General features: G+C 63.6%; 16 protein-coding genes and 1 pseudogene. 15 read left to right on the top strand and 2 right to left on the bottom strand.

Annotated elements, in window-relative coordinates:
* Positions 1-79 precede the first annotated feature (79 nt).
* From NKH03_RS06725 to NKH03_RS06670, 12 genes and pseudogenes are all read left to right on the top strand, one after another.
* The gene (locus NKH03_RS06725; RefSeq protein ID WP_292721820.1) at positions 80-343 is read left to right on the top strand and encodes a DNA -binding domain-containing protein; all 264 of its coding nucleotides are present in this window, start codon (positions 80-82) and stop codon (positions 341-343) included.
* A pseudogene (locus NKH03_RS06720) lies at positions 330-617 on the top strand (transcriptional regulator domain-containing protein); the annotation flags it as partial. The gene NKH03_RS06725 and the pseudogene NKH03_RS06720, both read left to right, overlap by 14 nt.
* Before the next feature lie 49 nt (positions 618-666).
* Positions 667-1,206, top strand: coding sequence for a DUF2285 domain-containing protein (locus NKH03_RS06715; RefSeq protein ID WP_352967753.1), 540 nt, complete (start codon positions 667-669; stop codon positions 1,204-1,206).
* A gap of 137 nt (positions 1,207-1,343) precedes the next feature.
* Complete coding sequence (locus tag NKH03_RS06710) at positions 1,344-1,598, top strand: helix-turn-helix transcriptional regulator (protein ID WP_352967751.1); 255 nt, start codon at positions 1,344-1,346, stop codon at positions 1,596-1,598.
* A 13-nt stretch (positions 1,599-1,611) separates the two neighbouring features.
* Positions 1,612-2,667 carry a replication initiator protein A gene (locus tag NKH03_RS06705; RefSeq protein WP_352967750.1) on the top strand — a complete coding sequence of 352 codons (1,056 nt, stop codon included), beginning with the start codon at positions 1,612-1,614 and terminating at the stop codon, positions 2,665-2,667.
* Positions 2,664-3,317: a ParA family partition ATPase gene (gene parA, locus NKH03_RS06700; RefSeq protein ID WP_352967749.1), complete on the top strand. Its 654-nt coding sequence runs from the start codon at positions 2,664-2,666 to the stop codon at positions 3,315-3,317. The genes NKH03_RS06705 and parA overlap by 4 nt, the downstream gene beginning before the upstream one ends.
* Complete coding sequence (locus NKH03_RS06695; RefSeq protein WP_352967748.1) at positions 3,314-3,562, top strand: ribbon-helix-helix protein; 249 nt, start codon at positions 3,314-3,316, stop codon at positions 3,560-3,562. Before parA ends, NKH03_RS06695 begins: the two co-directional genes overlap by 4 nt.
* Positions 3,559-4,077 (top strand): DUF2840 domain-containing protein, encoded by a 519-nt coding sequence (locus tag NKH03_RS06690; protein WP_352967747.1) that lies wholly within the window; start codon positions 3,559-3,561, stop codon positions 4,075-4,077. Before NKH03_RS06695 ends, NKH03_RS06690 begins: the two co-directional genes overlap by 4 nt.
* Positions 4,047-4,631, top strand: coding sequence for a S26 family signal peptidase (locus NKH03_RS06685; protein WP_502913489.1), 585 nt, complete (start codon positions 4,047-4,049; stop codon positions 4,629-4,631). The genes NKH03_RS06690 and NKH03_RS06685 overlap by 31 nt, the downstream gene beginning before the upstream one ends.
* A gap of 33 nt (positions 4,632-4,664) precedes the next feature.
* A complete protein-coding gene (locus NKH03_RS06680) occupies positions 4,665-5,012 on the top strand; it encodes a DUF736 domain-containing protein (RefSeq protein WP_352967746.1) in 348 nt (115 codons plus the stop codon).
* Between the two features lie 2 nt (positions 5,013-5,014).
* The gene (locus NKH03_RS06675) at positions 5,015-5,770 is read left to right on the top strand and encodes a lytic transglycosylase domain-containing protein (protein ID WP_352967745.1); all 756 of its coding nucleotides are present in this window, start codon (positions 5,015-5,017) and stop codon (positions 5,768-5,770) included.
* Positions 5,771-6,020: 250 nt separating this feature from the next.
* Positions 6,021-7,760, top strand: coding sequence for a relaxase/mobilization nuclease domain-containing protein (locus NKH03_RS06670; protein ID WP_352967744.1), 1,740 nt, complete (start codon positions 6,021-6,023; stop codon positions 7,758-7,760).
* A gap of 23 nt (positions 7,761-7,783) precedes the next feature.
* On the opposite strand, the gene NKH03_RS06665 is transcribed toward NKH03_RS06670, so the two are convergent.
* Positions 7,784-8,626, bottom strand: a complete 843-nt coding sequence (locus NKH03_RS06665) for a 5'-3' exonuclease (RefSeq protein ID WP_352967743.1) — start codon at positions 8,624-8,626, stop codon at positions 7,784-7,786.
* Positions 8,627-8,979: 353 nt separating this feature from the next.
* Positions 8,980-9,570: a hypothetical protein gene (locus tag NKH03_RS06660; RefSeq protein ID WP_352967741.1), complete on the bottom strand. Its 591-nt coding sequence runs from the start codon at positions 9,568-9,570 to the stop codon at positions 8,980-8,982.
* 336 nt (positions 9,571-9,906) lie between these two features.
* Between NKH03_RS06660 and NKH03_RS06655 the strand changes: the two genes are divergently transcribed.
* The 3 genes from NKH03_RS06655 to NKH03_RS06645 all read left to right on the top strand — a co-directional run bounded on the left by NKH03_RS06655 (position 9,907) and on the right by NKH03_RS06645 (position 12,963).
* Positions 9,907-10,251: a hypothetical protein gene (locus NKH03_RS06655; RefSeq protein WP_352967740.1), complete on the top strand. Its 345-nt coding sequence runs from the start codon at positions 9,907-9,909 to the stop codon at positions 10,249-10,251.
* A gap of 265 nt (positions 10,252-10,516) precedes the next feature.
* On the top strand, positions 10,517-12,502 hold the full coding sequence (locus NKH03_RS06650; protein ID WP_352967739.1) for a conjugal transfer protein TraG: 1,986 nt from the start codon (positions 10,517-10,519) through the stop codon (positions 12,500-12,502).
* 8 nt (positions 12,503-12,510) lie between these two features.
* Entirely contained in the window at positions 12,511-12,963 is a 453-nt protein-coding gene (locus tag NKH03_RS06645; protein WP_352967737.1) for a CopG family transcriptional regulator, read from the top strand.
* The last annotated feature ends 162 nt before the right edge of the window (positions 12,964-13,125 follow it).

The raw sequence follows: 13,125 nt of genomic DNA, 5'->3' as shown, positions 1-13,125 counted from the left end.
AGTCTTTGGCCCATGATATGGCGGCGATGAGAACACCCCCCCTGTCCCCGGATACAAGGTCCCGGTGTGAGGGAGGAAAATGAAACATTCGGAATTCCTAGACGAGCCGCCAGCTAGTCCGGCTCTCACCGACTATGATCGTGGGCACATGAAGCTGTACATGCGAGTGCTCGACGCTGCCACAGAGGGCGCAGACTGGCGCGAAGCGGTCGAGGTGATTTTCGGCATCGATCCGGACGCCGAGCCAGAGCGAGCGCGCGGTGTCCACGACAGCCATCTGGCTCGCGCCCGATGGATGACGGAGCAAGGCTATCGCCATCTGCTCCGCGATGGACGCGAATAGCCAAGGCGTTGCGTTCGATGCAACGCCCGGCGCCTCCTTAATGTCTTCCCGACCTGTCATGTTTGGGGGATGCTGCCGCCCCCACGTTGCGGCAACGAGGAGCACGATGACGGCCGACACATCCCGTTGGAGGACTTCGGAAGCATACGACTTCCTAGACTCCCTCGACCCTCCCGACCTTGCCTGGGAATGGCTCAGGCGCAATCCCGATTACCAACAGGACTACGCAAGCGCCGATAGTCCTTCCCTCAAGCATCAGCTCCATCGGAAATGGGGCTTGCAGTTTTTTCGTCCCGCCGTCGTTGAATGCTGGCGAGGGTCCGGTGCTCTGGTCGGCCGAATTCGACACAAGCACCGTGCTGCTCACGCACGCGCCAGACATCCTGCCGGCGGCCGGCAATCTCTTCTCCGAGCTGCGCGAAACCTCGCCGCGCGCGGACGAGCAAGGCGTGCATTTCCATCTCAAGGCCGACAGCCAGACCGTCCGGCTGGTGCGGCTCCCGGACACCCCGGCTGGGACCCCCCTCGCCGCGCTCGTACCACTTGACGCGAACGGTCCCGACAGGATCGAAGCAGTCGAACGGCTTCTGCGCGCTCTGCAAGGGAGGACGGTCCCCGACGACCGACGGCTGACATCGCAGCAGAAGCGGCGGCACCGGCACATGCTCCAAGCAACCGACGGCCACCTGGCCGGCGCCAGCTATCGTGAGATCGCCGGCGTCATCTTCGGAGTCGACCGCGTAGCCTCCGAGCCGTGGAAGACCTCCTCCTTGCGCGCGAGCGTAATCGGCTTGGTCAAGGACGGCCGGGCCATGGTCGCCGGTGGCTATCGTCATCTCTTGCATCATCGTCGGAAAGAATAGCCCAAGCGCGGTGCGTTGAGGGTGAGGAACTTCGCCTCACAAACTTCCTCATCCCCCCAACCCGACAGTCTTCGCCACCGTGGCATTCATCCGCCGCCAGCATCCGGCGGCCTCAATGAAGCCCCGGAGGCCCGACCATGACTTCCAATTCCGCCGGCATGCCGCCGCGGTTCCTCAGGACACCCGAGGCCGCCCGTTTCCTCGGCCTCTCTGACCGGACCCTCGAAAAGCACCGAACCTATGGCACCGGGCCCGCCTATCGAAAACTCGGCGGCCGCGTCGTCTATGCGCTCGAGGATCTGCAGGCCTGGGCCAACCGCGGCACCAAGACGTCCACGTCCGATCCTGGCGTCGGAACCGTCCATCCAGCCCGCCGCCTCGAAGCACGCTGAGAGCGGTGATCCAATGACCGCCTCAACCTACCAACGCAGCGAACGCGCCCACCTCGATCCCTTCGACGCACTGAGCGGCGACGTGCCGCCACGCGACCAGCGCGATCTGATGGCGCACCCCTTCTTCTCCCTCTCCAAGTCCCGCCGGATTGCACCGATCCATTACAAGGCCGGTGACATCGAACTGCAGGTCTATGCAGTCGCCGAACATGGCATGGCGACGATCTGGGATGCCGATGTGCTGATCTGGGCGGCGAGCCAGATTCTGGCCGCGCAGGACCGCGGCCTCCCCACCTCACGCTTCTTTCGCTTCACGCCCTATCAACTCCTCAACGCCATCGGCCGCACCACCGGTGCCCGCAGCTACTTCCTTATCAAGGGTGCGCTCACCCGCCTCCAATCGACCGTGATCCGCACGACGATCCGCCAAGGCGAGCATTGGCGGCGCCAGCAGTTCTCCTGGATCAACGAATGGGAGGAACTCGCGACGCGCAGCGGCCGCGTCGAGGGTATGGAATTCGTCCTACCCGAATGGCTCTATCAGGGCATCATCGACCGCTGCCTGGTCCTTGCCATCGATCCAGATTACTTCGCGCTGACCGGCGGCATCGAACGCTGGCTCTATCGCATCGCTCGCAAGCACGCCGGCCGGCAGACCGGCGGCTGGCGCTTCGAACTGCGCCATCTCCATGCCAAGAGCGGATCGCTCGCGCGGTATTCCGACTTCGCCATCGACATCCGCGCCATCGCACGACGCCAGCCGCTTCCCGGCTATTCGCTCACCATGGAACACCGCTCGGGCCGTTCCGAACTTATCCACATCCGCCCTGTGGAAAAGCTGTGCGTAACTTCGCGCGATATCCGTACATCAGGCGCATCCGGTATCCGTACATCAGGCGCAAACCTATCTGTACTTCAGGCGCAGGAACCTCCGTTAAGGCTTTGGTCCACCGAGCGGAATCGCACCCGTAAAGACTCTAAAGAAGAATCTAAATCTTATTATTTGGAAGCGCGGTCCGGGGATAACCCGTCCATTTCCGGTCCCTCCGGCCGGAGGAACGGCCGATGATCGTCGCACTCCTCAACCAAAAGGGCGGCGTCGGCAAGACGACGCTGGCGCTGCATCTCGCGGGTGAATGGGCACGCCGCGGCAGGCGGGTCACCCTGGTCGATGCCGACCCGCAAGGTTCGGCCCTCGACTGGTCGCAGCAGCGCAACCGCGACGGCGCCCCGCGCCTGTTCGGCGTCGTCGGCCTGGCCCGCGACACGCTGCATCGGGAAGCCCCCGAACTCGCGCGCGATGCCGATCATGTTGTCATCGATGGTCCGCCGCGTGTCGCCGGCCTGATGCGATCCGCCCTGCTTGCCGCAGACCTGGTGCTGATCCCCGTTCAGCCATCGCCCTTCGATGGTTGGGCCTCGGCCGAGATGCTGGCGCTTCTTTCCGAAGCGCGCATTTACCGGCCGCAGCTCGCCGCCCGCTTCGTCCTCAACCGTTGCGGCGCACGTACAGTTATCGCCCGCGAAACTGCCGAGACACTCGCCGATCATGACCCGCCGGTCCTCCAGGCAACCGTCGGCCAACGCGTCGTCTTCGCTCAGGCCGCGCAATCCGGTCGGCTCGCCGGCGAAATGGACGACGACACTCCCGCAGCACGGGAGATCACGGCGCTGGCGACCGAGATCGACCGCCTGCGCATCGGCACGGTCGCGCCATGACCACCCGGGCCGCCAAGCACGGGTTCGCATCCCGTCCCGGCGACCCTGAGCGCTGGATCAAGTCCGCCGCTGAGCCGCCGCGCGGCGCCGCCGCCGGCTTCACCGCGCGCCTCACCATCGACGTCACACCCGAACTGCGAGGCCGCATCAAGGTCGCCGCTTTCCAGCGCGGCACGACGGTCGCGGACATGCTGCGCGAGTTGCTCGCCCGCGAGTTTCCCGCCGACGACGGAGCTTCCAGATGACCCAGCCTGCCTCCCTGCCTCTGAGCAAGCGGGCAACCGTCGACGGCCCGCCGCCCTTCACCACGCTGGTCGAATTGACCTGGCGGGAGAAGCGGATCGAATACTGGATAAGGTTCGGTCGGCAGACCTACGAACAGGTCCTCGATCGCCATCGACGTCTGGTCGGTTTCGCGCCTGGCAGCATCTTCGCCTTCGTGCGCTGGGCTGCCAATGACTACGGCACGGTGCTGTCGCGCATCGATGTCGTGCGGACGGTCAACCGCGGTGAGCCGTTCCAGACGCTGCCGTTCGTCCGTCCCGGCGGCGACATCCTGCTCAAGGTCGAGGGCTGGCCGAAGGTCGCTCGAGTGCTCGAGATCATCGATGCGATCGAGACGCTTGGGATCGATGCCTGCGACGTCGCCACCGACCACTGGCGCCACGTAAGCCACCGTATCACTACCGGTCTCGAGCCGCGCGCCTATGACGTCGACCGGCACAAAGCATGGCTCAAGCGCCGGAGGGCCGAGCAATGAGCCGGCGCGCGATCACCACGACCATGGTCGCCGCCACCACCCTGGTCGCGATGCCGGCGTGGCTGGGCTACGCCCCGGCCTTCATCTGGAATGCGTCCGCCAGCGTTCCAATAGGGCTCTATCGCCACGCGCCGGTCGAGCGCCTCGATATCGGCGACTTCGTCGTCGTCAGGCCGCCGGAGCCGCTGGCCGCCTTTCTTGCCGGACGCGGCTATCTCGCGCGCGGCGTGCCGCTGATCAAGCGCGTACTGGCGCTCGCCGGCGCCACGGTCTGCCGCCGCGGAGCGACCATCATCGCCTTCGACCACGCCTACGGCGAAGCGCGCGAGAGGGACAGCCTCGGCCGTCCCCTGCCCTCCTGGCAAGGCTGCCGGAGGCTCGCCGAGGGTGAGATCTTCTTGATGAACTGGGACGTGCCCGACAGCCTCGACGGCCGCTATTTCGGGCCGCTTCCCGTCGCCACGATCGTCGCCCGAGCCCTTCCGCTGTGGACCGACACGGAAGGCGACGGTCGATTCCTTTGGCACGTCGGCGAACCGGCAGACGCGCCCTGATCCCCTTCCCAACCGCCAGAAAGGAACGCTTCCATGGCACAGATCGGTCAATTCACCCGCACGCAGGCAGGCTATTCGGGGCGTGTGCGCACGCTCTCGCTCGACCTCGCCGTGGTCTTCGTGCCCGCCGACAATGTTGATATCGAGAACGCGCCAGACTACCGCATCCGGCTCGGCGACGAAGACGGCATCGAGATCGGCGCGGGCTGGCTTCAGACCGGTGACCGCGCCGGCGCCTACATTTCGGTTATCCTCGACGACCCCTCCCTTGCGCAACCGATCCGCGCCCGCCTCTTCCAGTCGGGCGAGAATGGCCGCGACTGGGGCCTGCATTGGACGCGCCCGAAGAAGCACGATGATCAGGACAGGCCGCAGGACTGACCATGCCCCAGCACCGCACAGGTGATGCGCTCCGGCGCCACGGTACGTGCTGCCGTGTCGCCGTCGTCCTTCTTTCCGGCCTGTTCGTCTTCGCGCCCGAGCCTGCGGCGCACGCGCAAAACAAGCCCGTCGCCAGGTCTGCGGCCAACCACCGGTTCGCCAACCACATTGCAGAAGCGTCGCAGCGCTTCCGCATTCCCGAGGCCTGGATAGGCGCCGTCCTCGATGCCGAGAGCGCGCAGGACATTGGCGCGGTCTCTTCCGCCGGCGCGATGGGCCTGATGCAGATCATGCCCGCCACCTGGGACGAGTTGCGCGCGCATTATCGGCTCGGCGACGACCCGTTTGACCCGCGCGACAACATCCTCGCGGGTACCGCTTATCTGCGGGCAATGCTCGACCGCTACGGCAATGTCGGCGCGATGTTGGCGGCATACAATGCCGGCCCCGGTCGGTACGACGAGTATCTTTCAACCGGTCGCCCGTTACCGGCCGAGACCCGCGACTATGTTGTCAAACTCGCCCCGCTGCTCGGCGGTGCCACGTTGCCGAAAAGGACCGAGGCCGCGCCGCGGCACACCGATTGGCGCGACGCACCGCTCTTTGTTGTGCCAACCGGTGGCGTCTCTGTTGCCGGCTCACGGCAACTTGACAGTCACACCGAGGCAGAGGCGATGGCGGAACCGCAGCACAGTGATGATGCAACGCCACTACCTTCGGACGGCATTTTCGTCGCGAGATCCGGCCTGGATTCATAGCCATGAGCACCGGACTGCGCTTTCGCATGACGGCGAACCGCTGCGCAGTATGGAGGGTGCGCGCGTGGAAACCCACAGCAGCAACCGGGAGATGGCAGGATAAAGGGGCGCGAGGTGCGCGGCGGTCGGGGGTTTATATTTCAAAGACTTGCGAGAGGTTTTTGAGATGTGCGGCTCGGGTGCTTACATCGCAAGATAAGCACTTCAGCTGCAGTTTCAGCGCCGTAGCGCGATGTGCGGAGCCGCGGCCATGAGCGACGACCGAGCGTTTCGCATCCGCCCGGGCCGCGTTCGCTCGAGCAAGGCGCAGCGCGCTCGACCCTTCATCGCGCAGGCACTTGCCGCTGCGCAGAAGGCCGGAGGCTCAGTCTCCCGGCAGGGACGGATCAGGCCTGGCAACCGCTCGCGGTTTGGGCGAGGCCAGCGTGCATCGGTTCAGGCCAACCGGCTGCTCACGGCGCGCTCGCGCGGCGCCGTCATCAAGGCGCGGGTCGTGCGCATGAACCTGCGCGGCGGGAACCTGCCGACGCATCTCGCCTATCTCCGCCGCGAAGGTGTCACCCGGGATGGAGAGAAGGCTAGGCTCTTCGGTCCCGAAACCGACGAAGCGGATGCCGACACCTTCGCCGATCGCTGCAAGGACGACCGGCATCATTTCCGTTTCATCGTCTCGCCGGACGACGCGATCGAGATGGCCGATCTCAAAGCGTTCACCCGCGATCTCGTCGCGCAGATGGAGAGGGATCTCGACACAGACCTCGATTGGGTGGCCGTCGATCACTGGAACACAGAGCACCCACACGTCCATCTGATCGTTCGAGGTGTGCGCGACGACGGCGAGAACCTCGTCATCGCGCGCGACTACATCAAGGAGGGCATGCGAGACCGGGCGCGCGATCTCATTACTCAGGAACTCGGCCCGCGTACCGACCACGATATCCGCCACAAGCTCGAGCGTCAGGTCGAGGCGGAACGCTGGACCAATCTTGACCGGCAGCTCAAGCGCGATGGCCAACGCACCGGCATCATCGATCTCGCTCCGCGGGCCAGCGAGGAGCCGGATGAGTACCTCACAGTCAAAGTCGGCCGACTCCGTACGTTAGAACGTCTCGGTGTCGCTCAACAGGTCGGCCAGGGCCAATGGTTCATGTTCGATGAAGCGGAAGCGACCCTGCGCGAATTGGGCGAGCGCGGCGACATCATAAAGCGCATTCATCGCGGCCTGGCCGAAGCCGGTATCGAGCGCGGCGCTGCCAGTTTCGTCCTTGCCGGCGAGGACATGCAGGAACCGATCATAGGGCGCCTGGTCGAGCGCGGGCTCGACGATGAGCTCAAGGCGACAGCCTATGCCGTGATCGATGGTATCGATGGCCGCGCCCACCACATCAGGCTCCCCGACCTTGATGCCGCCGGGGATAGTTCGCCTGGCTCGATCGTCGAACTCCGCAGCTTCGCCGACCCGCAAGGCCGGCACCGGGTGGTGATCGCGGTTCGATCGGACCTCCCCGTCGAGCGCCAGGTCACGGCGGACGGAGCGACCTGGCTCGACCGGCAGGCCGTATCCCGCGATCCAGTCGCGCTGGGCGGGGGTGGTTTCGGACGCGAAGTTCGGGACGCCATGGAACGGCGCGCCGAGCATCTGGTCGAGGAAGGTCTCGCGCGACGCCAGGGCAGCAGATTGATCTTCGCGCGCAATCTACTCGACACGTTGCGACAGCGTGAGCTCGAAGCGCTCGGCGCCAAGCTTGCGGCCGAACTCGGCCGCGCATTCAACAAGACGACGACCGGTGAACACGTCTCGGGCACTTACCGCCAGCGATTTGCAATGGCATCGGGTAGGTTCGCCATGATCGATGACGGCTTAGGCTTCCAGCTCGTGCCATGGACACCATCGTTGGAAAGAAAAGTCGGTCAGCACGTATCGGGCATCGCCCGCGGCGGCGCTGGAGTCGATTGGAGTTTCAATCGGAAGCGAGGGATTGGCTTGTGAACGACGGGGGACCCGGTGGCGTGCTATTGCGAGGAGCTCACCGCCTGGCCGGCCACCTTTGTAGCTCGCTCAAGGAGGCGTGGTTCCGACGCTTTTTCGCAAAAGGCCGCGAAAGAATCCGTTGCGCCCATCCAGCACAGGTCGTCGACGCCGTCGAAAGTTGGGGCGTCGCTTCGAAGCGTAGCAAGGGTTTTGAACAGCAAAGCCGTCGCGTGCCGCTTGCCAAGTACGTCGTCAGGAAACCCTTCAAGGGGGCCAAAACGGGCCAAGAGTCGTGCGGCTGATACGCGACCGATGCCGTCGAGACCCGGATAACCGTCAGCGCTGTCGCCCACCAGGGCCAGAAAGTCTGGGATCAAAGCAGGCTCCACGCCGAATTTCTCGCGCACACCGGCTTCGTCGCGGACTGTCTTGGTTTTGCGATCGACTTGGACGACGCGTGTTCCCTGCACGCATTGGGCCAGGTCCTTGTCCGGTGTCCAGATACAGACCTTCTCGACCCGATCATTGGCAGCCGCTTTGTGTGCCGCAGCAGCGAGCGCATCATCGGCTTCGAAATCGATCATGGGCCAGACGACGACCCCCATCGCGGCAAGGGCGTCCTCGAGCGGATGGAACTGCGCCAGCAGAGCCGGCTCGATCCCCTGCCCGGTCTTGTATCCGGGCCACAGCCCGTTGCGGAACGACTCGATGACATGATCCGTCGCCACCCCGACATGTGTGGCTCCGCCCTCGACCATCTCCAGGACGGTATGCAGCACGCCAACGACGGCGCCAAACGGCTTGTCCTGACCGTTGTTGAAGCGCCGTTGGCCGTAGAAATGGCGGAACAATTCGTAGGTGCCGTCTACCAGGTGAACAATCATATGGTGGCCCGCGCCGAAGCTTTTGCTGAATAAGGCAGTTGGAACAGACTAGCGCATATTTGGAAGCAAGCCTGTGGCGGATTCTCCTGCTCAAACTTTCCCGCGATACCCACAATGACAGCAGCCAGCACACTGCCCTTTTCGTCCTTGCCGGACATTGCACCGCTAGCCGGTGTTGGCCAAAGCAGCCGTTCACCTTTCCTTCGAATAGGCGCCGGGCACCGACATCGAACTGATGCCGATTACAACCGCCGGATCTAGTTGAAGAAAGCAGGGAGCCATTGGCGTTTTCGTGGCATCCGCGGTCGACATGTTAGGCAACGACCGCGGCGCCAGATCGTTATCGCTCCAGCCTAGTACCGCGACTTCACTAGCCACTTGGGGTCAGGCCTGTAACCCTCACCGATAGCCTGTCGGTAGTAATCGACAATACTTTCGATCGCTCTGTGCATTGCGTAGGCAGGATCGTCGTCGAAGTCCCGACCCGGCCAGTAGGGACCCGCTTGCGTCGGCGTATGTATGGCGTGAGAACGCCGGAACTGCACATTGCCGTTGCCGATTTGTACTAAGTCGATCTGGACGACGGTGTCGATCCCTCCGAGGCGGAAGCGGGCGCGCATGGGGTGCATCTCGATGATCCCGAGAGCCGTGTCGTCGAACAGGCTTTCCACGTAGCGGGCTAGGCGGCCGAGTTCTGGTAACTCGATTTTTTCCGGGGCTGTCCCGTTGAAATCCAGCAACCTCATCCGGAACGCGTCTTCATCGAAGCGGAGATAGCGCCCTTCCGCTTGACCGTTGAGGTCGGCAAGGAGAGCTGCATTGGTGCTATACCCGCAGGCTCGTGCGATTGCTTCGGTGAGGTGCACCGAACCCGCGCTGCACTGTCCGCGCAACTCGCGCTTCATGGACTTGATATAGGATTCTTTGAGCTGGATGACGGTCATCGTCGTATCCTCGTCAATGCGGTCGAAGTTCGCCGATTACGCATCGACCTCAATTGAGAGGAGCGACATGAGCATTCCAAATCGATATGTCCACTTTGACCCGGCGACAGGTCTGGCGAGACGGCCGAGTGGTACGTATACCACCCCGCACCAGTCAGCGCCAGCCTGGGCAGGCTGTGGCAGGCGGCAACTCGTCGTCGGCCAGATTTCGGCTAAGCGTTGCCGGCGTGTAGAATACCGGTGCGGCCGGGATGATGCGCCTTTCCGTTATGCCGCTACCAGAACTCGACATCGACGAAGTCGGACGACCAGGGTGCATTGTGGTTAGGGGGAGGCATGGCAGGTCACGGTGCAACGCTTACGATCCAAGAGAAGCGCGTAGCGAAGGCGCTCCTCAAGAAGGGATGGGCCAACCAGGATGTGCAAGCCTGGATCAATGGAAACCGGAAGAAGTCGGTCAACTTCGCCCGGAAGGGCAATGACCACATTCGAGCTTGGCGGCACTACCAGGTGCGTCCAAAGACCAAGGCGGCACACCCAGAGAACACCAACAAGGAATACTGCCTGTATCACGCCGCCCACGGCGACTACACGTACGCGCAGGCTTGGGTTGACAAACTCGCAGGGGACATCGGCGACCCGGTGAAACTGGCGGCCATTCGCGCAGTGAAGGTATGGTAGCCAAGAGCCGCCCCTGCAAGGTTGTGCTAGGCTTGCCGTCACGAATAAACGTTCGGGAAGTTCCCTGCCCAGGGTCCGCAGCTGGCGCGATCCTGACTAGCTATCATCTGCGATATAGGATGACATGCCCGCTTTCTGTGCGAGGCGGCGGTGCCGCTTCCGACCTGTCTTTCCTCGCCACGGCACGCTGCAATGCCACCCATTTCAAATTGCCCTTGAATGATGAAGCTGTGTGGCCCGACCTCATATCCGCAAGGAGGAGGCGATGTCGGGAACGAAGATACTTTGGGGCCAGATTGCTGTCGTCGGAATCATCGTGCTCACGTCGATCTGGAGCGCCACGCAATGGACCGCCTGTCGACTTGGCTTTCAGCCTCAGCTTGGCCCCCCATGGTTCGATCTGGCAGGCTGGCCGGTCTATCAGCCGCCAGCCTTCTTCTGGTGGTGGTTTTTCTACGACGCCTATGCGCGATCCATCTTCAACGAGGGAGCGCTCATCGCAGCCTCGGGCGGCTTCGTCTCTATCGTCGCCGCCATTCTCATGTCGATATTCCGCGCCCGAGAAGCCGACAACGTCGCGACCTACGGCTCGGCCCGGTGGGCCAAACCGGAAGAGGTCAAAGCTGCCGCCCTGTTGGGTCCGGACGGCGTGATCCTCGGCCGATACGAGCGCGACTATCTCCGACATGACGGTCCCGAGCACGTGCTGTGCTTCGCACCGACCCGGTCAGGCAAAGGCGTCGGACTCGTAATTCCTTCATTGTTGACCTGGCCGGGCTCCGCGATCGTCCACGACATCAAAGGCGAGAACTGGCAGTTGACCGCTGGCTTCCGCGCCAGGCATGGCAGCACGCTTCTGTTTGACCCTACCAACGTGGAATCTTCGGCGTACAATCCGCTGCTCGAAGTTCGCCGCGGCGAATGGGAAGTCCGCGACGTCCAGAACATCGCCGACATCCTCGTTGATCCCGAAGGGTCACTGGAACGGCGCAATCACTGGGAGAAGACCTCTCACGCACTCCTGGTGGGAGCCATCCTCCATGTCCTTTACGCGGAGAAGGACAAGACGCTCGCCGGCGTCGCCAATTTTCTATCCGACCCGAAGCGCTCTATCGAGGCGACCTTGGCCGCGATGATGAAGACACCCCACCTCGGCGAAGTCGGCGCCCATCCCGTCGTCGCGTCGGCCGCGCGGGAACTGCTCAACAAATCGGACAATGAACGCTCCGGCGTGCTGAGCACCGCGATGAGCTTCCTAGGGCTGTATCGCGACCCCGTTGTCGCGAAGGTCACGTCGCGCTGCGATTGGCGCATCTCCGATATCGTCGGCGGCGAGCGACCGACCACGCTCTATCTTGTGGTGCCACCATCGGACATCAACCGGACCAAGCCGCTGATCCGCCTGCTGCTCAACCAGATCGGGCGGAGGCTGACTGAGGATCTCCAAGCCAGGACCGACCGGCATCGGCTGCTGCTCATGCTGGACGAATTTCCCGCTCTCGGCCGGCTGGACTTCTTCGAGAGCGCGCTCGCCTTCATGGCCGGCTACGGACTCAAGGCGTTCCTGATCGCCCAATCGCTCAACCAGATCGAGAAGGCCTATGGACCGAACAACTCCATCCTAGACAACTGCCACGTCAGGGTGAGCTTCGCCACCAATGACGAGCGCACCGCCAAGCGGGTGTCCGATGCTCTCGGCACAGCTACCGAAATGCGTGCGATGAAGAACTATGCAGGCCATCGCCTTTCGCCCTGGCTTGGACACCTGATGGTGTCGCGCCAGGAAACTGCCCGGCCGCTGCTCACCCCCGGTGAGGTAATGCAGCTTCCGCCCAGCGAGGAGATCGTCATGCTGGCCGGCATTCACCCCATCCGAACAAAGAAAGCCCGCTACTACGAGGATGCCCGGTTTACAGAACGCATTCTGCCACCGCCTCGTATTCAGCACCTCGCACAAAGTTCGGCCAACGACTGGAGTGCACTGCCGATACCTGGGCGTCCGAAGCTTGAGGCCAGCGACCTGCCACCGATCACCGTAGGTGATGACGAAGATTCGACTGAATCCGAGAAGCGTCGCCAACCCGAGCTGAGCAGCAAGGTTGCCGCCGAGGTGGAGCGGGCTGTCGAAGACGAGTTCGACGCCGATCGTGATGCGGACGAGGACCCGGCAGTGCTCGCGCGCAACCTCAACCGCAGCATGCAGCGGGTTGCCCGGCAAGCTGACCTCGATCCTGGCGACGGCATGCTGTGAGACGGACCATGCCCAAGCCCGGCAAGAAGCAGCGTCTCTCCATCTACCTCGACCCGCTGGTGATGAAGGCGCTCGTCGAATACGCGGCCCGGCGTGATCTCTCCCGCTCGCTCGTGGCGGAGGCGGCAATCGCGTCGTTCCTCTCGCCCGACGCCGCCGAGCGGCACGAAGCGGCCATGACCAAGCGGCTCGACCAGATCGATCGGCGTCTCAATCGGCTGGAGCGCGATCTCGGCATTTCGGTAGAAACCCTCGCTGTATTCGTGCGCTTCTGGCTGACCTCGACGCCGCAACTGCCGGAACCGGCTCAGGCCGCCGCGCGAGCTCAGTCGGGCAAACGCTACGACGCCTTTGTTGCCGCCCTCGGCCGGCGACTCGCGCAGGGTCCAAGACTGCGCAACGAGATCCCAGAGGACATCTTGCCGGTCGGCGATACGAGTTCCGGGGAACAGCAGTCGTGAACCGCCAATTCTGGCGCTCCGCCGTCCCCTGTAATTCCACGCCACGCTACGACGACCGCTTGAGGCCTGTTGCAGTCGGCCCGTTCATGCCTCTTCTACTTGTCCCCGATCCAGGGCCGCGCGTCGTGTGCGCCCCGCAGCGAATGGGGACGACGTGGTGTT

This window comes from Mesorhizobium sp. M1406, assembly GCF_040317555.1.
Taxonomy (GTDB): domain Bacteria; phylum Pseudomonadota; class Alphaproteobacteria; order Rhizobiales; family Rhizobiaceae; genus Mesorhizobium.
This window is presented reverse-complemented; position numbering and strand designations above follow the sequence as displayed.